Here is a 22,274-nt window from a genome sequence, read left to right as displayed (position 1 = left end):
GGAGATTGCCTGCCATGCTAGGAAGTAAAGCCCGGCACCGGGTTACTACCTTGGTACTGACGGGTTGGTACTTTGGGCAGATTTCCTGGCGCGGCGCGGCATAACCCCAGCCTTTGCGACCAGGCGAACTACGACCTTCGTACGTGTCCGGCGCTACCTTGGGCATATTTCCCAAGCCGATGGTGCTTTCTATGCTGGCGACACCCTCTGCAGGAGTCGCCCCATGCGCCGGATCAGTTGTCGCCTGTTGTTCTGCATCGCTGCCGCGCTCGGCGTGGTGGCAGGCGCCAGTGCGGACGAGCTGCAGGTGCGCATCGGCTATCTGGCGCACCAGCCGCCGCGCGGGCCGCTACTGTCCAACGTCATCCCCGAGCCCAGCGACGCCGGCCGCCGTGGCGCCGAGCTGGCGATCATCGACAGCAACAGCACCGGACGTTTCCTCAAGCAGCAGTTCGAACTGCAAAGCGCCGAGAGCGATCAGGCTGAGGCACTGCTCGCCGCCGCCGAGCAGCAGCACCAGGCCGGCATTCGCCTGTTCGTGGTCAACGCCCCGGCCGCCACCCTGCGCCTGCTCAGCGAGCGTCTGCCAGACAGCCTGCTGCTCAATGCCGGCAGCGCCGACGATGGCCTGCGCCGCGCGCAATGCCTGGGCAACGTGCTGCACACCCTACCCAGCCGCGCCATGCTGGCCGACGCCCTGGCGCAGTTTCTCGCCGTGCGCAAATGGACGCGCTGGCTGCTGGTGACTGGTAGCACCGAAGACGACATCGCCTACGCCGACGCACTCAAGCGCGCCGCCAAACGCTTCGGCCACAAGATCGTCGCCGAGAAGCCCTGGAGCTTCGACAACGACCAGCGCCGCAGCGCCCAGGCGGAGATGCCGCTGTTCACCCAGGCCAGCGAGTACGACGTGGTGCTGGTGGCCGATGAGCGTGGCGACTTTGGCGAATACCTGCCCTACAACACCTGGCTGCCGCGCCCGGTGGCGGGCACCCAGGGCCTGACCCCGACTGCCTGGCACAAGACGGTGGAAACCTTCGGCGCCGCGCAGTTGCAGAAGCGCTTCGAGGAGTTGGCCGGGCGCTGGATGAACGACCGCGACTTCGCCGCGTGGATGGCCGTACGCAGCATCGCCGCTGCCGTGACCAAGCTGCGCAGCGCCGAGCCGCAGGCCATTCGCGCTCTGGCGCTGTCCGCCGACCTGCCGCTGGATGGTTTCAAGGGCCGCAAGCTGAGTTTCCGCCCGTGGAACGGCGAATTGCGCCAGCCCATCGAGCTGGTGCACCCGCGCGCGCTAGTCAGCACCTCGCCGCAGGACGGCTTCCTCCACCCCAGCAACGAGATGGACAGCCTCGGCTACGACCAGCCGGAAGTGAGCTGTGATCTGGCGGGTATGCCTTAGCGGCCCAACATTCAGCACGATTGTCCTGCGGAAGGTGATGGCCGCAGGCAAAGAAATTCTGTCCCCTCGCCCCTCCGGGGAGAGGGTTAGGGAGAGGGGGATTTCAGCCCTCTCCCCCGACCCCTCTCCCATAAATGGGAGAGGGGAGCAAGCGCACAGGCCAAGGCCGTCGCCCCGATAACAACAAGAGGAATCCTCCATGCGCCTGACCCGTCTCGCCTGCGCTGTCGCCTTCGGCCTGGCCTGCCACTCGGCCCTGGCCGCCACTGCCTACGTGACCAACGAGAAGGATGACAGCATCAGCGTCATCGACCTCGACAGCCTGGAAGTCACCGCCACCCTCGACGTCGGCATGCGCCCACGCGGGCTGCTGCTGTCCTCCGACAACAAGCTCTTGTACATCTGCGCCAGCGACTCGGATCGCGTGCAGGTAATGGACCTGGCCACGCGCAAGATCATCAAGGAGCTGCCCTCCGGCGCCGACCCCGAGCAGTTCGCCCTGCACCCCAACGACCGCTGGCTGTACATCTCCAACGAGGACGATGCGCTGGTCACGGTGGTCGACACCCAGAGCGACGAGGTATTGGCGCAGATCGACGTGGGCGTGGAGCCCGAAGGCATGGCGGTGAGCCCGGACGGCAAGTGGGCCGTCAACACCAGCGAAACCACCAACATGCTGCACTGGATCGACACCAGCACCCAGCAACTGGTCGACAACACCCTGGTCGACCAGCGTCCGCGTCACGTCGAGTTCGACAAGGACGGCAAGCGCCTGTGGGCCTCGGCTGAGATCGGCGGCACGGTAACGGTGCTGGACGTGGACTCGCGGCAGGTGCTCAAGGTGCTCAAGTTCGCCATCAAGGGCGTACACCCGGACAAGGTGCAGCCAGTGGGCGTCAGGCTGAGCGACGACGGCAAGTACGCCTTCATCGCCCTCGGCCCGGCCAACCATGTAGCCGTGGTGGACGCCAGGACCTACGAGATTCTCGACTACCTGCTGGTGGGCCGGCGCGTCTGGCACCTGGCATTCACCCCGGATCAGAAGCGCCTGCTGACCACCAACGGCGTCAGCGGCGACGTGTCAGTGATCGACGTCGACAGCCTCAAGGTGACCAAGTCGATCAAGGTCGGCCGCTACCCCTGGGGCGTGGTGGTGACGCCATGAGCGCCCTGGAGGTGAGCGGCGTCAGTTTCGCCTATGGCGCGCGCCAGGCCTTGAATGATCTGGCCTTCGAGCTGGCGCCGGGGCGCTTTGGCGCCCTGCTCGGCCCCAACGGCGCCGGCAAATCCACCCTGATCGCCCTGCTCACCCGCCTGTATGACCTGCAGCAGGGCGACATCCGCATCTTCGGCCACAGCCTGCGCGAGCAGCCGCGCCAGGCGCTGCGCCAGCTCGGTGTGGTGTTCCAGCAGAGCACGCTGGATCTCGACCTGTCGGTGCAGCAGAACCTCGCCTACCACGCCGCGCTGCACGGCATGCCGCGCCGCCAGGCGCAGGCGCGCATCGACGAGGAGCTGCTGCGCCAGGATCTGGCCGAGCGTCGCCACGACAGGGTGCGCACGCTAAACGGTGGGCACCGGCGCCGCGTGGAGATCGCCCGCGCACTGCTCCATCAACCGCGCCTGCTGCTGCTCGACGAGGCCAGTGCCGGGCTCGACCCGGCCAGCCGCCTGGCGCTGGGCCGACACGTGCGCAACCTGTGCCGCGAACAGGGCCTGTGCGTGCTGTGGACGACCCACCTGCTCGACGAGATCGAGTCCAGCGACGACCTGCTGATCCTCCATCGCGGCGAGCGCGTGGCCTGGGGCAAGGCTGGCCAGCTCGGCGACGACCTGGCCGTCAGCTTCGCCCGCTTGACCGGTGACGAAGCACTGGGCCGTGGCCATGTGCGCGAGGCGCTGCGGCCGAACCTGGATCCCCAGGCCCGTAGGAGCGGCTTCAGCCGCGATATCCACGATATCGAAGCGCTCGAGGCTAAAGCGGAACGCCGCCCGGCGCATCCCACAGATTCCACAACGGAGCCACACCCATGACCGCCTACTGGGAATGCCTGCGCGGCATCGTCCTGCGTGAATGGCTGCGCTTCGTGCTGCAGCGCTCACGCTTTCTCAGTGCTCTGGTGCGGCCGCTGCTGTGGCTCCTGGTGTTCGCCGCCGGTTTTCGCGCCGCGCTGGGCATCGCCATCATCGAGCCGTACGACACCTACATCACCTACGACACCTACATCGTGCCGGGCCTGGCCTGCATGATCCTGCTGTTCAACGGCATGCAGGGCTCGCTGTCGATGGTCTACGACCGCGAGATGGGCAGCATGCGCGTGCTGCTCACCAGCCCGCTGCCGCGCGCCTTCCTGCTGGTGGCCAAGCTGTTGGCCACGGCGCTGATCTCGCTGCTGCAGGTCTATGCTTTCCTCGCCATCGCCTGGGTCTATGGCGTGCAACCACCGGCCTGGGGCCTGCTCGCCGCACTGCCGGCGCTGCTGCTGGTGGCGCTACTGCTCAGCGCGCTGGGGCTGCTTTTGTCCAACGGCATTCGCCAGCTGGAGAACTTCGCCGGAGTGATGAATTTCGTCATCTTCCCGATGTTCTTCCTGTCGTCGGCGCTGTACCCGCTGTGGAAGATGCGCGAGTCCAGCGAATGGCTGTACTGGCTGTGCGCGGCCAATCCCTTCACCCACGCCGTGGAGCTGGTGCGCAACGCCCTGTACCTGCGCCTGCACCTCGAGGCGCTGCTGATCTGCGCCGGCCTGACCATCCTGCTGACGCTGCTGGCCGTGGTCACGTTCAACCCGCAACACGCGGCGCTGCGCAAGGCGGGATGAGCTTTCTACTACTTTGGTACTGGTTTTCCTCTCCATCGTAGAATTCCCAAGTCTGCGACCATGGCCTGTAATACCGGCACAACAATAAGTAGAGACCTCGCCATGAAGTACCGTCTGCCCGTGCAAGCGGGCCTGATGCTCGCCTCCCTGCTGCTGGTCTGCATCGTGCGTGCCGATGACCTGTTCGATGCCGACGGCTATCGCAGCAGCCAGTACCGCAGCCCCACGCCAGCCAGCCTGGAAGGCGTACAGATCGTCGATACCCCCGCCCTGCAGAAACTCCTTGCCGAGCGCCCGGATACCCGCCTGATCGACGTTTACCGCCGCCCCTTCGTACAGGACCGTTTCGTCGAGGACAGCCCCCACGCCAACCTGCCCGGCAGCCTGTGGCTGGCCAATGCCGGTGACGGCAACCTGGCCCCGCAATGGCAGCGCTATTTCACCCATTACCTGCACCAACAGAGCGGTGGCGACGTGCGCCAACCCTTCGTGTTCTACTGCCGCTCCGACTGCTGGCTGAGCTGGAACGCCGCACGCCGCGCCCATGCCATGGGCTATCGTCAGCTCTACTGGTACCGCGACGGCATCGATGCCTGGGAACAGGCTGGCCTGCCGCTGGTACCCGCCCAACCTGCCGAACTGCCTGCTGCTTTCCTCATGCCCACCGCCACACCATAATCACAACAACGAGGTGCAAGGCCATGTACAAGATTCTGATTGCCGACGACCATCCGCTGTTTCGTGAAGCCATCCACAACGTCATCGCCGACGGTTTTCCCGGCAGCGAGATCATGGAAACCGCCGACCTGGACAGCGCCCTGGAGCTGACCCAGAGCCATGACGACCTGGACCTGATCCTGCTCGACCTGAACATGCCCGGCATGCACGGCCTGGGCGGGCTGATGAACCTGCGCAACGAGGCGCCGACCATTCCGGTGGTGATCGTCTCGGCCGAGCAGGACAAGCAGATCGTGCTGCAGGCCATCACCTATGGCGCGGTGGGTTTCATCACCAAGTCATCGCCACGGGCGCAGATGACCGACGCCATCGCGCAGATTCTCGACGGCAACGTCTACCTGCCGCCGGACATCATCCGTTCGCAGAAGAGCGGCAACTCACGCCAGCACCACGACAACCACAGCTTCGCCCCGGAGCTGCTGCAGGCGCTGACGCGCAAGCAACTGCTGGTGCTCGAACGCATGACCAAGGGCGAGTCGAACAAGCAGATCGCCTACAGCCTGGATATCGCCGAAACCACCGTCAAAGCCCACGTGTCTGCCATTCTGCGCAAACTCGGCGTGCATAACCGGGTGCAGGCGATTCTCTCCGCCGGCGATATTGACTTCGCCTCCTACCTGCGCCGCTAGCGTCCAGTTCATCGGCCTGTGCTAAAACGGTGGGCTCACCGATTGGAGCCCATCATGCACATCCGCCCCTTCCAGCTCTCCGACCAAGCTGCCATCGTCGACCTCTGGCAACGCTGCGACCTGACCCGCCCCTGGAACGATCCATACAAGGACATCCAGCGCAAGCTGCAGGTGCAGCCCGAGCTGTTTCTGGTGGGTGAGATCGACGGCAAGCTGGTGGCCTCGGCCATGGCCGGCTACGAGGGGCATCGCGGCTGGGTCAACTACCTCGCGGTGTGCCCGCAGCAACGCCAGCAGGGCCTGGCCCGTCAGCTGATGGCATACATCGAAGAACAGTTGCTGGCCATGGGCTGCCCAAAACTCAGCCTGCAGGTGCGCGACAGCAACGCGGCAGCATTGGCCTTCTACGAGCGGCTGGGCTACAAGGTCGACGCCTCGGTCAGTCTGGGCAAACGCCTGATCGCAGATGATTGATGATGTGCCCGTATCGTAGCCCGGATGCAATCCGGGGCAGAACGCTATGATCCTTCCCGGATTGCATCCGGGCTACGGGCCAGCTTCGGTGCGCGCAGCGCACCCTACGGGATCGAGGTCGCCTGCGCAGTAGGTATCACGCGGGTACATCGTAGGGTGCGCCGTGCGCACCGGGCTTCAAGCCCCCGCACCACGCTCCATCAAATGACTCATCGCCGTCTTCAGCTTCATCGGTCGCACCGGTTTGTGCAGCAGGCTGTGGCCCAGCTCGCGCATCTGCTGCTTGAGTTCGTTGCTGTAGTTGGCGGTGATCATCAGCGCCGGTAGCGGCGCGCTGCGCCGGGCGTTGATCTGCGCCACGGCGTCGAGGCCATTGCGCCCGTCGTCGAGGTGGTAATCGGCGATCAGCAGGTCGGCCTCGGCGTGGTAGTTGTCCACCTGGCGCGCCAGGTCTTCCTCGGAAAGTGCGGTGACCACCCGGCAACCCCAGCCTTCGAGCAGCGTGCGCATGCCAGCGCAGATCGCCGCATCGTTATCCAGCACCCACACCCGCGCACCGCTGAGGCGCTCGAGTAACTGATCCGGGCACTCCTGCACGGCACGCACGCGCGGCGCGCGACGGGTCAGCGGTACCTCGACGGCGAACATCGAGCCCCTGCCCTGCTGCGACGCCACGCGGATGCGGTGGCCGAGCATGCGCGCGATCTTGTCGACGATCGCCAGGCCCAGGCCCAGGCCGCGATCCTGCTTGCGCTGCACGTTGTCGCCGCGCTTGAACTCCTGAAATACCTCCACCAGCTTGTCCTCGGCGATGCCGATACCGGTGTCCCAGACTTCGATGGACAGGCTGTTGCCACGCCGCCGACAGCCCAGCAGGATGCGCCCGCTGGCGGTGTAGCGAATGGCGTTGCTGAGGAAATTGCGCAGGATCCGCGCCAGCAGCTGCACGTCGCTGCGCACCAGGGCCGAGCTGGGCAGATAATCCAGGCGCAGGCCTTCGCTGCGGGCGATCTGGTGATACTCGGCAGCCAGGTTCTCCAGCAGCTCGCTGACGGCGAACGGCGCAATATCCGGCTTGATCACCCCGGCATCGAGCTTGGAAATGTCCACCAGCGTACCCAGCAGGCTTTCGACGTCCTCCAGCGAGTTGCTGACGTTGCGCACCAGCGGCGCACAGCCGGAAAGGTCGCGCTTCTCCAGCAGGGCGCTGGTGAACAGCCGGGCGGCATTGAGCGGCTGCAGCAGGTCATGGCTGACGGCGGCGAGGAACTTGGTCTTGGACAGGTTGGCCTGCTCGGCCTCGCCCTTGGCTTCACGCAGGCGCGCCTCCATCTGCGTACGCTCGTCGATCTCGCGACGCAGTTGGTCGTTCACCGTGGTCAGCTCGGTGGTGCGTTCACGCACACGCTGCTCCAGATGCTGGTAAGCCTGATGCAGCGCCTCGGCGGTACGCCGCCGCTCGGTGATATCGCGGATCAGCACGAAGATGCCGACCACCTCGCCACTGGCCTGGCGATTGGGCACGTAGGAACGCAGCATGTAGCGCTCCTGGCCGTTGTGGTTGGTTTCGGCGAATTCGAAGGTCACGCTCTCGCCGGACAGCGCCAGTTCGACGTAGGGTTCCAGGCGCTGGCAATGCTCTTCGCTGTGCACTTCGCGCAGGCTCTGGCCGAGCATGGCGCCGCGCGGCCAGCAGTACCATTCCTCGTAGACCTTGTTGGTGAACTCATAGACCAGATCGGCCGACAGGTAGGCGATCAGCGCCGGCACGTGGTCGGTGATCAGGCGGATCCAGCGCTCGCTGTCGCTTAGCGCCTGGGCCTGGCGATGGCGCTCGGTGATGTCGGTGAAGGTGTTGACGAAGCCGCCCGTCGGCAGCGGATGGGTGCGCACCTCGAGCATGCGCCCGTCGAACAGGCGCACTTCCACCTGGCGCAGTGGTTTGCCGCCGACATCGCGGCTGTCCGGGGTCAGCGGTTCCAGCTCGCTTTCCGCCATCACCTCGGCGAACGGGCGATGGGCGTTGATCGGCGCCAGGCCGCAGAGTTCGAGAAAGCGGTGGTTCCACAGCTCCAGCGCGCCCTCGGCATTGACCATGGCCATGCCCTGCGACAGATTGTCGACCGCACGCTGCAGCAGGCGCGACTTCTGCGCCAGTGCCTGCTCACGGCGCAGCGCCTCGCTCTGCTTCACCTCGGTAATGTCGGTGTAGAGGATTACCAAGCCGCCCTCACGGGTCGGCCGCTCGCTGACCTGCACCCAGCGCCCGTCCTGCAGACGGAACAGGCTCGGCTCGCCCTCCTTGCCCAGCTGCGCCTCCACCACCAGGCCGGTGCTGCGACTCAGGCGGCGAATTTCCTCCAGCCGCGTGCCGGTGCCGATGCGCGCGCGGCTGCGTGCCCACAGGGCCTTGAAACGGCTGTTGAACAACACGATGCGCTGGCGATCGTCGAACAGCACGAAGGCGTCTGAGATGCTCTCGATGGCATCGATCAGGTGCTGGTGCGCGGTCTCGGCACGCAACCGCGCATCGCTGAGCAGCTGGTTGCTGGATTTCAGCTCGGCCATCGCCTGGTTCAGCGCGTCGGTGCGTTCACGCACCTGCTCGGAGAGCACCACCGAATGCTGGAAGGCCGCGTAGGCATCATCGCCCCGGGAGTGGATCGACTCGACCCGCTCGATCAGCGCGGCGTTGATGCGTTTGAGCTTGGCGTTCTCCTGCTCCAGCGCCGTGAAGCGGGCTTGCAAGTCAGCGTTCGCCACGCCCAACAGGTCGGCCAATGGCGACACCGGTGAAGGTCTGGTTGATGTGCATGCCATTGAACTGCTCTCCGTAGGTGTTGAAGCCGATCACCCGCTGCTCGCGCAGCAGTGTGGCGACCGACTCGACGCCGCCATCGTTTTCGATCTCCAGGCGACGCAGGAAGCAGTCGCAGCCGATGGTCAGCAGCAGCGGCCCGAGACGCTGCTCCAGACCGGCGAACAGCTGCTGCAGATTGGGCAACAAGGGGCCAGGCTGCATCGCGGTGAGGACGATGCCGTTCTCCACCGCGCAGTAGAAGGTCAGGCTGAGGTCGTCATGCACCTGCTGAATCGAGCGCACATAGTAGTGATCGCTGATCCGCACCGCCAGCGGATAGGCGGCGAACGCCCGCAGATCCAGGGCCTCGACCGGCACACCGATCAGCTCGGCATATTCCTGCGCGGCCGGCGCGGCATTGAGCTCGTACACCCGGCGCGTGGCGCTATCGGCACGGGTCACCACCAGCTTTTCCACACGCGGTTGAATGTGGTGGGTGCTGAACACCTCGAACTCCAGCCAGGTGTTGAACAGCACCACCACGGCCGCGCCGCTGTGAAAGCGCCCGCCGTGGTAGACGTGGGTGTGAGTCAGGTGGTTGTCGTCGCCGGCCGAGCCGCCGAAGTGCGGGATGCTGCCCAATGCCGCACTGAGCGCGCCGAGCACCAATTCTTCACGGCTGGACAGGCCATCGAGCAGGGTCAAGGCGAAGCTGTGGCCCTTGATCGAGGCCAGCTCGTTGCTGCGGCAGTCCTTGACCAGGCCATCGACCAGATGCTGCGCATCGAGCAGATTGAAGCGCTCCATCTCGTCGATCAGCACGCTGGCGATGGAGAAGCAGCGCAGGTCGAAGCCCAGCGCCACCACGCAACCACGGTCATAACCCTGCGGCGTGATCTCACCAGCGCTGGTACAGCCGACCAGGCTCACCCCGCCGAAGTGGGCCTCCAGCGCCTGGCCGAGCCCGTCGAGGTCATACTCGGCCGAGCAGAAGAACAGCACGAAACCGAGATAGGGATGAATCAGCTGGCGTGCCAGTTCCTGGGCGGCCAGTTCCACGTCCTTCGTGCTGGATACGGCGCTGAGCACGCCTTCCGACTGTTGCAAGGCCATATCACGCCCCAATACACCTGCTGGTCATGGGGAAATTCTACGAAGCCGGCGCTGCCCGACCCATGCTACTTGAGTACTGGGTAGTCGATCCGTAGGACGTACTTGCGAAGCAGTACGCCGGGCGGCAAGGGCAATCGGGGGTTACGTTCCCGGATTTCATCCGGGCTACTCCGTTTGTTATCACATGCCGGGATCGCTGGTGCGCATGGCGCACCCTGGCCGGGACACCGCCAAGCTTTAGTAGGGTGTGCCGTGCGCACCAGCGTTCTTACAGAGCCGGCCAGAACATCAGGGTCAATACCAACATCCCGACGTAGAAGCCGATCTCCAGGGTTTCCGTCCACGGCTGGATGCGCCTGATCGCACCATGCACGTGCACCACCACCATCAGCAGGGCCACGGCGGCCAGCACCTCGAAGGTGGTGTGCAGCGCTTCGCCGGTCAGCGCCGCCCGTAGCATCAGCGCCTCGACAATCAGGATGAAGGCGCCCAGGCAGCGCCCGAAGTACACCGCCAGATCGATTTCCTGGGGAATGCGCCAGCGCATCAGGCGTGCCCAGGTCAGCGGTACGAGGAAAATCGGCAGCGCGAAGACCAGCGTGGTGCTGATCGCCAGTACCAGCAGGTAGGTTTGCGCCGATTCGCTCCAGAGTCCGATCATTGGATTCTTCCTTTCAGTCCCTAAAAAGAACGGGAGACCCTTGGGCCTCCCGTCGTCGACAAGCCGCGTGGCTTACCAGTTGAGTACGGCACCCACGGCGAAGGTGTCGGTGTCCTCGTTCAGACCGCTGCCGGCGGCGGCATCGATCTGGTACTGGTTGTATTCGGCGACCAGCTTGAGGTTGTCGTTGATGGTGCGGAAGTAGGCGATGCCACGGGTCTCGTAATCCGCCGCCACGCCCAGACCGTTGCCATCGTCCTCGGTCTTGCCGTAGGACAGCGCCACGCGGTTCTTGCCCCAGGAGTAGGAGCCCTGCAGCAGGTAGCCGTCGCTGTCGATGTCACGCAGGGTCGGCTCGCCCAGGTTGTTGGTGAAGAACGGGTTGATGCCCTTGGCCTGGAAGCCCGAGCCGGTCAGCGACAGGCCGCCGAACTTGGCCTGCACGCCATAACCGAGGCCCTTGGAGGTGACCTTGTCGACCGTATCGTCGGTGTTTTCCGAGGTCTGGTAGGCACCGTTGACCCAGGTGTAGATGGTCGAGCCGCCCACCTCGAACTGGTAGCTGACTTCCGATTCGAAGCGCGGGTTTTCCTGATAGGCCTTGCCGGTGGCGCTGTCGTCGTTGGTGTCGACCGGGTCCATGATGCCGACCGCCACGCGCAGGCCCTCGGCCAGGTTGTTGTTGCGGTAGGTGATCTGCGAGGTCGGGAACGGGTACGGGTAGCCGGTACCGATGTTGCCGAAGGACACGCCGGTGCCGTCCACCAGGCCCAGGGTGTCGGACACGTTGCCGTAACCGGCCAGCAACTCGTCGAGGAAGATGTTGGAGCGCGAGAACAGGCCGAAGTCCTTGCCCACCAGCACCTCGCCCCATTCCGGGCTGGAAACGGTGCCGTAGAACTGACGCACGTCGATGGCGGTGTCGGTGCCGTTGGTTTCGCTGTCGTTGATGGTGACCCAGAACGAGGAGCGACCGGTCAGTTTGAGATCGTCGATCTGCTTGCCGAAGTTGAAGCCGATCCAGTTGGGCAGAAAGCCCATCTTCACCCGCGACTGGCGGCGGTCGAACTTCTCGCCATCACGGTCCACGTCGCTGTTGACGTAGAAGGCGTTGATGTAGCCGTCGGTGGAGAAAGTGGTGTCGTCCTTGTCGTACAGGACGATCTCGGCGGCGGCCTGCTGCGCGGTCGCCAGAGCGACGGCTGTAGCCAGGGTCAGGGGCAGAAATCGAGTGATGGCGATCTTGTTGTTGTGCATAACGCTCTCCGCTTGAGTGGCGACCGCCAGGGCAGTCGTGTCGGAGGCGATTATCGAAAGCGTGTCAGCCGGGCCATACGCTGCCTTGGCAGCGATTCGCTGCTGCTTTGGCTAGGCGCTACCGGCCCACTTCTGCGGGCTCGCGACCGGCCTGCTACCGGTAGTGGGAGAAAGGTATTAGTACCGGGCCAGCCCTAGGGCGTAGAGGCGTAATTACGCGTCGCGCAGGAGTGCTGAACAACAGATGCAGGCAGACGTACAGGGCAGAACGCCAGGCCGTTCGGGGCCGGGTTCATGGAGATGAATCGGGGTGTGGGAAACTACGCGGCCTAGGCGGCCGACGGCGCTGCGCTGGCCAATACGCGCCAGTCACGAGCGAGCAGCAATTGCGCATGCGCCCGCAGCAGATCGCTGACGGTCAAGGCCGCCAACGCCTGCTGCACCTGTTGCAGGTGCGCCTCGGGCGCGCCTGCCAGATGCAGCTGCCATAGCTGCTCGGCGCGCGGCCAATTGGCCTGGGCCGGGTTCAGTAGCGGCAGCAGGGCATCGCGATAACGCGACACGGCCGCGTCGTCCAGCGCTTCGAGCTGCTGACGTTGCTCGTCCAGAAAGGCACGTATATGAGCGAAGATAGCGGCCGCATCGCACACCGGCGACTGCAGGGCGAACAGCAGGCCTCTGCTGCCCTGCACCTGGCGAAATCCGGCGAACAAGGCGTAGCCGAGTTGTAGCTCACCCCGCAGGCGCTGGTAGAAGCGCCCCTGCACGATCTGCCCGAGCAACTGCCAAGCGGCATCGGTATGGGCGTCGACAGCCGGTAGCGGACAGAACAGCAGCAAGGCCGCATCCGCGCCTGGCTGCGCGACCTGATGCCAGTCGATGCCGGTGTCGATACATGGTGTTGGCGGCAACTCTGCAAGTGGCTCGACCGCCGTGCACAGCTCGGCCAGTTGCGCCTGTTCGCTCGCCCCCAGGCCAACGCTCAGCCCTTCCAGCCGCGACGCTGCGGGCAGCTCGCACAGCTGCGGCAGACGCTGCAGCAACGCCCGCAGCAGCACGCCCTGGGAAGCGGGCTCGGCCGGTTCAGCGACAGCCACCAACAGCAACGGTACCAGCAAGCCGCTAAAGGCCGGCAACAGCGGCGCTGGCCCGCGTAACGAGAGCGTCCAGCCGGAAGCTTGCACGTTCAGCTGGCAGGCGATGCCAAGCCGCTCACCGCGCCAGCGCAGATCGGCACTGCGTGCCAGCAAAGCCGCTTCGATGGCGGCCACATCGCCCGCACCAGACCAGGGGCCACGCCAGTAAAGGGCGGCCGGCCCTCCTTCGGCTTGCCCCGGATGGTGTCGCAGCGCAGCCAATGGCAGAGCGGCCGATGCCACGGCAGCGCCGGCCAGCAATGGCTCAGCGCTGGACAGCCGCCACTGGCGCTTCGAGATTGGCGCTGACGCTTGCATCGGCAAGGCCTGCAATGGCAGATCCAGCCCGATTGCCGGCCACAGGGGCCGCGCCTGTTCGCCGCACTGCAACTCGATCAACCCCTCACCGCGAGCCAGGCAAGCCAGCAGCGCATCGAGGTCGCGCAAGGTGTGGCCGTCGTTCTGAGCAGGCGATTGCAGCTCCCTGGCCGCCGCCAACGGGCTGAGCCCGAGCTGCCTGAGTATTGCCGCCTGCTGATGGTGCTGCAGGCGCTGCGAACAATCCGCATGGCCGTGCAGGCACGCGGCCCAATGCTGCACGGCCGCGCGCAACGCCGCGCCCTGCTCTGCCGTGGCGTCAGGAAAGTCCAGGCGCAGCAGGCATTGCCCCTCGTACCGATACAGCACCCGCGTCTGCAACTGCCGGCACAGCTCAAGCTCACGCAAACCGGCCAGCAAACCTCCGGGCGCAGGATCCTGCAGGGCGTCCAGCAACAGCTCCAAGGGAGCATTCAGGTCGCGAGTATCCAGTTGCACGGCCACACCCAGGTACACCTCGGGGCGGTTGTGCTGCAGATACAACTGCGGCGCCCGTAGCGGCAACAGGTCCTGTGGTGGCGTTGAATCGGCCTGGCCATCGCCCGCTGGCAAAACCGCAAGCAGCGCTTCTGCGATATCCAGCAACTGTTCTGCCGGTTGTGGTCCCACCAGGGTCAGGCACATATGCCGAGCCTGATAGTGGCGCTGGTGATAATCGTGCAATGCCCGCTGAAACGCCGCAGATTCCACGACCAGCGTGCTGCGGTCGCCAGCCAAAAACTCACTGCAGCGATGCCCGGCAGCGAGCGCCTGGCCCAGGGCATGATCGATACGGCCGTCGGCATCCTGGCTACGCGCCTGGTATTCGGCGTGCAGCACCTCGCGCTCGCGCACCTGCGCGTCGATCTCCAGCAGCGGGCGGCTCAGCATGTCCAGCAGACGCGTCAGCGCTGCCGACAGATGTTCGGCCGGCAGCTCAAAGACGAAATCGGTATGCCGTGCCTGAGTCGAGGCATTGACCAGCCCGCCATGGCGCTGGACGAAGGCCATCAAACCCTCGTCAGTGGGGTAATCGCGGCTACCGAGAAACAGCAGATGCTCGAGAAAGTGCGCCAGGCCCGGATAGGCCGGCGGCTCGTCATGACTGCCGGCCGCCACCCGCAAGCAAGCGCCCGCCTGTCGTGCCCAGGGTTGCTGGACGACATGCAGGACAGCGCCACTGGCCAGCAGCCGACGGTGCGGAGTTGGAGCGTAAGCAGGCATTGAGATGGCTCGAGAAACTCCCATACAGGTTCCCGATCATAGCCCGTCGGCCGCCATCCTTCTTTCGTAGCAAGACGCTAGCCACTTGGTGGCGAAATGGCCTGCTCTGTTTTCAGCGGTTACCCGGCGCGGCCAATTCAACGCGTTGACCACCGCCGAGCGATTCGATTCGCAGCCCAGGCTGCTCTGCGCTGGCGCTATGGCGGCACTCGACTAGTGTCTATGTCAGGACGTGCAAAGATGGACCTGCAGGCAGGATGCGCCGCCCTCGCTCACGAAAGCACGTGACGGGCCGATACAACAAAAAGACCCATCCAAATCCTTTCAGCATCCGCTGCCTTCATTGAAGTGCTGCTCACCTCAAGAGACGTCGCCATGTTCAATGCCATGTCCATTCGGCTGAAAATCGTCCTGCTCTCGGGTCTTTCCCTGCTCGGTGTGACGGCCTTGATCGTAGGCATGAACCTCTACCAGAGCAGCCAGAACAACCAGCTTACTGGCGCGTCCAGCCGCCAAATGCTGACCGATGGCGTCGAGCAGCTGCTGGAAGCCCGCGCATCCGAACAGGCGGTTAGCCTGCAGCGCACCTTCGGCGACAGCCTGCTGCTGGTCACCAGCCTCGCCGACCAGGTGAACGACCTGCGGGTCCTGGCTGAAAAAACCGCAATGCCGACAGCCGCACTGCGTGAAGCGATCAACCAGAGCATCAAAACCGCCTTCGAGCGCAACACCAAGGTACTGGGCATCTGGCTGGTATTCGAACCCAACGTGCTGGATGGCCGCGATGCCGAATTCGTCGACGACAGCGCCCATGGCTCCAACGAAACCGGCCGTTTCTCCAGTGCCTGGACGCGCAGCACGCCACAGCCCATGAACATCATGATCACCGAGGGCGACCTCAATAAAACCGAGCTGAGCATCAGTGGCACGCCCTACAACAGCTGGTACACCTGCCCTCGTGAGCGCAAGAGCGCCTGCCTGCTCGAGCCCTATGCCGACACCCTGGAAGGCCAGCACGTACTGATGACCACGCTGTCGATTCCGCTGATGGACGGCGACAAGGTGATCGCCACCATGGGCGTCGACCTCGAGCTCGCCGCCCTGCAAGCGGCAGCAGGCGAAGCCCAGCGCGGCCTGTTCGACAACGCCGGTCGTGTGCTGATCGTCTCCCCCAGCGGCACCCTCGCCGCCTACAGCACCGACGACAGCCAGATCGGCAAGAACATCAGCGAAACCCAGGGTGACGAAGGCCGCAAGATCCTCGCGGCAGTGGGTAACGGCAGCCACAGCATCCTCAGCCAGGGCGATTTCATCTATGCCGTCTACCCTGTCAGTCCCATCGCCAATGCCAAGCCCTGGGGCGTATCGATAGGCCTGCCAGAGAAGGTGCTGCTGGCCGACGCGGTGAAGCTGCAGAACCTGCTCGACCAGGCCCAGACCAGCGGCACCGTCAAGGCCCTGGCAGTGGCACTGGTGGCCTGCCTGGTGGGCCTGGTACTCATCTGGCTGACTGCATCCGGCGTCACCCGCCCGATCAACGAAGTGGCCCACATGCTCAAAGACATCGCCAGCGGCGAAGGCGACCTGACCCAGCGCCTGCGCTACAACAAACGCGACGAACTGGGCGAGCTAGCGAGCTGGTTCAACCGCTTCCTCGACAAACTGCAGCCGACCATCGCCCAGATCAAGCAGAGCATCACCGAGGCGCGCAGCACGGCCGACCAGTCCTCGCACATCGCCAGCCAGACCAGCGACGGCATGCAGATCCAGTTCCGCGAAGTCGATCAGGTGGCCACCGCCTCCAACGAGATGAGTGCCACTGCCCAGGAGGTCGCCAGCAGCGCCTCCAATGCCGCCGAAGCAGCCCGGGGCGCCGACGAATCAGCCCAGCAGAGCAGGAGTCTCATCGAACGCAGCAGCCAGGACATCCGCCTGCTGGCCGATGAAGTGAGCAAGGCAGTGAGCGAGGTCGAGGCCCTGGCCGTCAACAGCGAACAGATCGGCTCGGTGCTGGAAGTGATCCGCAGCATTGCCGAGCAGACCAACCTGCTGGCGCTCAATGCCGCCATCGAGGCCGCCCGGGCCGGCGACAGCGGACGTGGCTTCGCGGTGGTGGCTGACGAAGTGCGCAACCTGGCCAAACGCACCCAGAATTCGGTCGAGGAAATCCGTCAGGTCATCGAACGCATCCAGGGCGCGACCCGTGGTGTGGTCACCACCATGCACGCCAGCCAGCAGCATGCGCAAACCAACGTCGAGCAAATCCAGCGCGCTGCCCAGGCCCTGGGCCGGATCAGCGAAGCGGTGTCGGTGATCAGCGACATGAACCTGCAGATCGCCAGCGCCGCCGAAGAGCAGAGCGCCGTGGCCGAAGAGGTCAATCGCAACGTCGCGGCCATCCGCAGCGTCACCGAAACCCTGACCGAACAGGCGACCGAGTCGGCGAAAATCAGTAGCCAGCTCAACAATCTGGCCAACCACCAGATGAAACTGATGGATCAGTTCAAGGTGTAAGGCGATACGGCAGCGCACCAAAGGCCCGCAGCCTCTGTGACGCATGCGCCAAGGACATTGGCTGTGTGCTGCCGACCCGAATAGCTCACCGCTGCAGCAGGCATTCATCCGCTCGGCTGTCCGTTTTTCGAGAGAAGATCGCCCCGACTTGCTAGAATCGCCCGCCCGCTGCCAGCGAGCGGGCTCGGCCATTTACCCTGGCCACTCCTTCATCCCTGAACAAGCAATCTGCGTATGTCTTCGAAGTCGCCCACACCCGCGCCCCTTTCCCGCCGCTTCTCCGTCGCCCCGATGATGGATTGGACGACCTAAATCACCCAGGCCACTGATTTAGAGGCCTTGGGCAGAATAATCCAGCGGTTCGTACCACTTTTTTACCACCTAGCGGTCTAGCGTCCCCTATTTAATGTTGTAAGCCATATCTCCTCGCAACCTTGTAAGCCACCGAACACCCGATCCCTGAAATGCCGATGAGTATGCTCATGGGAGCAGCCGTGCCGTCGTGAAACACGCCAGCCAACGCGCTGGACAGCATACCGAGGCCAAATTGCAGCGATACCGCCAGACCGGCGGCGGCTCCAGCTTGATGGGGAAAGTGTGCCAGCAGGCTGGCCAGGCAGTTGGCGCCAATCAGACCGGTCACGCAGACATAGAGCAGGACGCAGATCACCACGGCAGGCAGGCAGCCCAGGCTCGAAGTTCCCACAAGAGCAAGGGCGATCCCGGATAAAGCCGCGACGGCTACTCCCGCCTTGAGCATCTGCCTCGTCCCAAATCGAGGAACCAGCCGTGCATTGAGCAGGGTGGCGACGATCACCCCGGCGATGTTCAGTGCGAACAAACCACCATAGTGCTGCGGTGAAACACCGAAATACTGGATATAAACAAAGGGTGACGCAGTGATGAAGGCGAACATGCCGGCGAAAGACAGGCCCATACACAGGATGAGCCCCAACGCCACAGGTGCACGGAGCATGTGCCCGTAAGCGCGAAAGACCTGGCCCAGCGAAGCTCCTCGCCGCTCTGGCGGATGACTTTCCGGCAAGTAGGAAACCACCAGAGTTAGGCAGAGCCCGGCGATCGCCAATAACAGCAGGAACAACGAACGCCACCCCGCCAGCAGCATCAGGTAGCTGCCTACCAACGGCGCCAACAGCGTGGCGAGCATGGTCACCAAGTGCATGAGCGAGAACACCCTGGCCGCTGCATTCAGGGGAAACAGATCACGCACGACCGCCCTGGCCAGCACAGAAGCTGCCGCGCCGCCCAGTGCTTGCAGGAAGCGCCACAGCAGCAGAGACTCGGCACTGCTTGCCAGCGCACAACCCAGGCTGGCTGCCACATAGAGGCTAATACCGAAGAGCAACAGCGGACGCCTGCCAAAGCGATCCGAAAGCGGCCCATAGAGCAGCATGCCCAAGCACAGCCCCGCGAGAAATACGCTGATAGTAAGTTGTACGCTGGCCTCTGCGGCTCGCAGATCCGCCGCGATCAGGGGCAAGCTGGGCAGATACAGATCGATGGAGAGCGGGCCAAAGGCCGTCAGAGCAGCGAGAAGAACGATCAGACGCTGCGGATTGGCGACTGCGGACATGCATGATCACTCGTGATTGAGACGGCCAACCCGCGCGCTGGTCGTCTGCGCAGGGTTACAGACCGAGCAGCCAGAGACACATCCCCGGGAAGAGCAGCAACAGAGCGATGCGCAACAGATCGGAGACGAGGAAAGGCAACACGCCTCGTGCAGTCTCGGCAAAGGACACATCCCCTGCCGCCTTTTGAACAATGAACAGGTTCATCCCCAGTGGCGGCGTAATCAGACCGATCTCCACCACCATCAACGCCAGGATGCCGAACCAGATGGATTTCGCCGTCGCATCCAGGCCATAGAAATCCAGACCGAGTATCAGCGGGTAGAAGATGGGGATAGTCAGCAGAATCATCGCCAGCGAATCCATCACGCAACCCAGCACCAGATACAGCAGCAGAATCGCCAGCAGCACCAGCATCGGCTCGAAGCCGGCATTCATCACCCAGCTGGCAAGCTCGGTGGGCATCTGGGTCAAGGCCAGGCCAGAGTTCAGCAGATCGGCGCCAAGCAGTACGAAGAAGATCATCGCTGTGGTCTCGGCGGTGCCCAGCAGACTGGCACGCACACCCAGCCAGCGCATGCCGCCTTGCAGCACCGCAAGAATGCCGCAGGCAGCCGCCCCGATCGAGGCCGCCTCGGTAGGATTGGCCCAACCGCCGTAGATACCGACGATCACCACCAGAAACACCACCAGCACCGGTATAACCTTGATCAGCGCCCTCACCCGCTCGCTTGCACTGGCCTTGGCTACACCCTCGTCTGCAGCCCCATCGCGGCTAACCAGCAGACGCAGTACCAGCATGTAGCCGAGCATTGCCAGCAAACCGGGAATTACCGCAGCGACGAACAACTTGGCGATGGATTCCTGGGTCAACACGGCGTAGATGATCAACGGCACCGAAGGCGGAATCAGAATGCCCAGAGTCCCACCGGCCGCGACGGTAGCCGTGGCCAGACGCCCCGAATAGTGATGGCGACGCAGCTCCGGCAGAGCCACCTGACTCATGGTGGCCGAGGTGGCCAGGGAGGATCCGCAGATGGCCCCGAAACCGGCGCAAGCACCGATGGCGGAAATGCCGAGGCCGCCGCGCAGGTGACCGACAAAAGCGGCAGCACACTGGAAGATCGTACGCGACAGGCCACCATGGGTGGCGAACTGGCCCATCAGCACGAACAGCGGAATCACCGCCAGGTCGTAGTTGGAAAGCCTCGAGTAGACCAGGTTGTTGAGGGTGAACAGCAAGGCGTTCAGATCACCGGCATTGACCGCCCAGTAACACAGCGCACCGCCAACCAGCATGGTGATACCGATATGCACCCGCAACACCAGCAGCGTGAGGGTAACCCCCAAGGCACATAGGCCGAGACTCAGACCACTCATGCTTTGGCTCCAGGCAAGACGATGTCGGCAACCCGCTGCAATGCGCACAGCGCCAAAAGCACCAGGCTCGGAACGATCAGCAGCAACGGAATCCATAACGGAATGGACAGCAAGGTGGTGACATCGCCGTACTCGCGGCTATCTAGCATCTGCAAGCTGGTGCGCCAGGCCAGGATGACGGCAACCCCAACACAGAGCAGATGAGCCAGAGCATCGAGGCAACGTTTTACCGCCTCGGGAGCCGCCAGGGTGAAGGCATCGGCCTTGAGGTGATTGCCGCGCAGCTCGCACATCGGCAGGAATGCAGCAATGGCCACCGCGGCGCCGACTTGCATGAGCTCCATGTCGCCGCGAATCGGCGCAGCGAACAGCTTGCGGCCGACGATGGAAATCAGCGACATGCCGATCAGCGCCAGCAACAGCAAGCCGCCTGACAGGGCAAAGCCCTGGGTGAGCCCGTTCAGCACGCGGCGAGTTGGTCCTTGCGCCTGCATAGGCACGGGGTCGAACGACAGCGGCTCGTTCATCCTATCAACGCTTTTGTGCAGCCAGACGACGCAAGCCGGTTACCAGCGCCTGTGCATCCAGACCACGACCGTTCGCTTCTTCGATCCACTGCTCGGCCACCGGTGCCGCAGCGCGCTGCATCGCCTCATAGGTGCCTGCATCGAGGGCCACGATACTGCCCTCCTTCGCAGCCTTCTGAGTCTTGGCGATCTCCTCGTCCCAGGCTTTGCCGAAACGCTCCGACAGGACCTTGCCGCTGTTGCGCTCGACGATTTCCTTTAGGTCCGCGGGCAGGCTGTCGTACTTGCGCTTGTTCATCAACATGCCCAGCACCGTGTAACCGATTGCCGGCTGCCCTTCGCCAAGCAGGCTGTGGTAGTTCGTCACTTCGTCGAGCTTGGTTGGCGCCACCACCTCCCAGGTCGCCAGGGCACCGTCGACCACTCCCTTGGCAATCGCCTCGGTCATCTGCGCCGGCGGCATGCTCACAGGGCTTGCTCCCAGGCTTTCCAGGGTCTTGGCGGCAGTGCGACTGGAGGCTCTGAGCTTGAGCCCTTTGAAATCCTCGAGCGACCTGATCGGCTTGTCACGCGTATGCACGTCCATGCCGCCATCACCGAACAGCGCCAGCACCTTGAATCCCTTGAAATCGTCCTGGGCATACTGCTCGAAGTAGTCCCAGATGATGGCATTGCCCCGCTGTCCGCCATAGGGCAGGACGAACGGCAGCTCCAGCGCCTCCACCCGTGGGAATTTGCCAGCCGAATAGCCCGGCGCCGTCCAGACGATATCGGCCACGCCGTTGCGCGCCATGTCGGCGAGCGTGGCGGGCGTGCCGCCCAACTGCATGGAAGGATAGATCTGGCAGGTGATGCGCCCGGCCGACTCGGCGCTGAGCTGTTCGCACCAGGGCTTGATGACGTTGGCGTGGGCGTTGGAGTTGGCCGGCAGGAAATGCGCGACCTTCAGCGTGACCGTTTCGGCCTGGGCCAGAACAGGCAGGCTCAGTGCCACGCAGAGTGCAGCCAGGGCGTAGGTCTTCATAAGGAGTGGAGCTCCCATCTTGTTGTTGTCGGCGGCGCGAGGAGTTGTCGCGCACTGGATACTTATTTATTAATAAATTAACTTTTTAACCAACCCTGTCAACCTTCTCATTTTGATGCCTACGTAAAACCCCTCTCGAAAACCATATAACTCTTTAAAAATCATGAATATAAAAAATTCACATCTCTCATCATTGGCTCACTCTCAGCTCTTCCGCGAGAAACCTGATAGATAAGATATTATTAAAAATTGAAACCACCGACCCCTCTGCAGCCAAGGGCAGGCGGCAGGTCTTGCTTGCCAGCGCTGTCAGACCGAGGGCATGACGAGCAGAAGCAGCGTCTCGGCTCCACTCACCGCCGACCGAAACCTTGGCGGAAATGCGGCCACAATCCTTGATAGTGAAGCCATCATCGACGCCGCCCAGCGGACGCCTGAAATAAACGCTCAGGTCGACCTCAACCAGCGCGGGTACCAGATTGCCGGAACGCCAGGCCTGGCAGACGTCCTCGGCGCACCAGAAGAGCTTCCATAACGGTGTGAGCTATTAGGGAGCGCAAACGCCGGCAATGCTTGGCCACACTTGCCAGCGGACTTGACCTGACGCGCCACAGCCAACAGTGC

17 protein-coding genes are annotated in these 22,274 nt (G+C 63.8%); 8 read left to right on the top strand and 9 right to left on the bottom strand.

From position 1 onward, the window contains the following. Positions 1 to 223 precede the first annotated feature (223 nt). The 7 genes from PCLY_RS22045 (at position 224) to PCLY_RS22015 (ending at position 6,065) form a co-directional block, all read left to right on the top strand. A complete protein-coding gene (locus PCLY_RS22045) occupies positions 224 to 1,402 on the top strand; it encodes an ABC transporter substrate-binding protein (protein WP_061242328.1) in 1,179 nt (392 codons plus the stop codon). A gap of 199 nt (positions 1,403 to 1,601) precedes the next feature. Further along, complete coding sequence (locus tag PCLY_RS22040) at positions 1,602 to 2,567, top strand: YVTN family beta-propeller repeat protein (RefSeq protein WP_061242326.1); 966 nt, start codon at positions 1,602 to 1,604, stop codon at positions 2,565 to 2,567. After that, positions 2,564 to 3,436, top strand: coding sequence for an ABC transporter ATP-binding protein (locus PCLY_RS22035; protein ID WP_061242325.1), 873 nt, complete (start codon positions 2,564 to 2,566; stop codon positions 3,434 to 3,436). Before PCLY_RS22040 ends, PCLY_RS22035 begins: the two co-directional genes overlap by 4 nt. Beyond that, positions 3,433 to 4,224, top strand: coding sequence for an ABC transporter permease (locus PCLY_RS22030; protein WP_061242323.1), 792 nt, complete (start codon positions 3,433 to 3,435; stop codon positions 4,222 to 4,224). Before PCLY_RS22035 ends, PCLY_RS22030 begins: the two co-directional genes overlap by 4 nt. A 102-nt stretch (positions 4,225 to 4,326) precedes the next feature. After that, positions 4,327 to 4,902 (top strand): PQQ-dependent catabolism-associated CXXCW motif protein, encoded by a 576-nt coding sequence (locus PCLY_RS22025; RefSeq protein ID WP_061242322.1) that lies wholly within the window; start codon positions 4,327 to 4,329, stop codon positions 4,900 to 4,902. A 23-nt stretch (positions 4,903 to 4,925) separates the two neighbouring features. Beyond that, entirely contained in the window at positions 4,926 to 5,591 is a 666-nt protein-coding gene (locus tag PCLY_RS22020) for a response regulator transcription factor (protein ID WP_061242320.1), read from the top strand. 54 nt (positions 5,592 to 5,645) lie between these two features. Further along, on the top strand, positions 5,646 to 6,065 hold the full coding sequence (locus tag PCLY_RS22015) for a GNAT family acetyltransferase (protein WP_061242318.1): 420 nt from the start codon (positions 5,646 to 5,648) through the stop codon (positions 6,063 to 6,065). A 177-nt stretch (positions 6,066 to 6,242) separates the two neighbouring features. Here PCLY_RS22015 and nahK read toward each other — a convergent pair whose 3' ends face one another. From nahK to pqqF, 5 genes are all read right to left on the bottom strand, one after another. Next, positions 6,243 to 8,885, bottom strand: coding sequence for a hybrid sensor histidine kinase/response regulator NahK/ErcS' (gene nahK / locus PCLY_RS22010; protein ID WP_197432224.1), 2,643 nt, complete (start codon positions 8,883 to 8,885; stop codon positions 6,243 to 6,245). Then, positions 8,815 to 9,978, bottom strand: a complete 1,164-nt coding sequence (gene nosP, locus PCLY_RS22005; protein WP_061242313.1) for a nitric oxide-sensing protein NosP — start codon at positions 9,976 to 9,978, stop codon at positions 8,815 to 8,817. The genes nahK and nosP overlap by 71 nt, the downstream gene beginning before the upstream one ends. Before the next feature lie 268 nt (positions 9,979 to 10,246). Then, positions 10,247 to 10,639: a hypothetical protein gene (locus PCLY_RS22000; protein WP_061242311.1), complete on the bottom strand. Its 393-nt coding sequence runs from the start codon at positions 10,637 to 10,639 to the stop codon at positions 10,247 to 10,249. A gap of 72 nt (positions 10,640 to 10,711) precedes the next feature. Continuing rightward, entirely contained in the window at positions 10,712 to 11,896 is a 1,185-nt protein-coding gene (locus PCLY_RS21995) for a porin (protein WP_061242309.1), read from the bottom strand. A gap of 329 nt (positions 11,897 to 12,225) precedes the next feature. Next, complete coding sequence (gene pqqF / locus PCLY_RS21990) at positions 12,226 to 14,613, bottom strand: pyrroloquinoline quinone biosynthesis protein PqqF (RefSeq protein ID WP_061242307.1); 2,388 nt, start codon at positions 14,611 to 14,613, stop codon at positions 12,226 to 12,228. A gap of 375 nt (positions 14,614 to 14,988) precedes the next feature. Between pqqF and PCLY_RS21985 the strand changes: the two genes are divergently transcribed. After that, positions 14,989 to 17,127 carry a methyl-accepting chemotaxis protein gene (locus PCLY_RS21985; protein ID WP_061242305.1) on the top strand — a complete coding sequence of 713 codons (2,139 nt, stop codon included), beginning with the start codon at positions 14,989 to 14,991 and terminating at the stop codon, positions 17,125 to 17,127. A 403-nt stretch (positions 17,128 to 17,530) separates the two neighbouring features. Here PCLY_RS21985 and PCLY_RS21980 read toward each other — a convergent pair whose 3' ends face one another. From PCLY_RS21980 to PCLY_RS21965, 4 genes are read right to left on the bottom strand one after another with little or no spacing between them, the layout of a single operon-like run. Beyond that, positions 17,531 to 18,721, bottom strand: a complete 1,191-nt coding sequence (locus tag PCLY_RS21980) for a Bcr/CflA family multidrug efflux MFS transporter (RefSeq protein ID WP_061242303.1) — start codon at positions 18,719 to 18,721, stop codon at positions 17,531 to 17,533. A gap of 55 nt (positions 18,722 to 18,776) precedes the next feature. Then, on the bottom strand, positions 18,777 to 20,099 hold the full coding sequence (locus tag PCLY_RS21975; protein ID WP_061242301.1) for a TRAP transporter large permease: 1,323 nt from the start codon (positions 20,097 to 20,099) through the stop codon (positions 18,777 to 18,779). Then, positions 20,096 to 20,626: a TRAP transporter small permease gene (locus PCLY_RS21970; RefSeq protein ID WP_061242299.1), complete on the bottom strand. Its 531-nt coding sequence runs from the start codon at positions 20,624 to 20,626 to the stop codon at positions 20,096 to 20,098. Before PCLY_RS21970 ends, PCLY_RS21975 begins: the two co-directional genes overlap by 4 nt. Positions 20,627 to 20,630: 4 nt before the next feature. After that, on the bottom strand, positions 20,631 to 21,650 hold the full coding sequence (locus tag PCLY_RS21965) for a TRAP transporter substrate-binding protein (protein ID WP_061242297.1): 1,020 nt from the start codon (positions 21,648 to 21,650) through the stop codon (positions 20,631 to 20,633). Between the last annotated feature and the right edge of the window lie 624 nt (positions 21,651 to 22,274).

It is taken from the genome of Ectopseudomonas composti, from assembly GCF_001567565.1.
Lineage (GTDB): Bacteria > Pseudomonadota > Gammaproteobacteria > Pseudomonadales > Pseudomonadaceae > Aquipseudomonas > Aquipseudomonas composti_A.
This window is presented reverse-complemented; position numbering and strand designations above follow the sequence as displayed.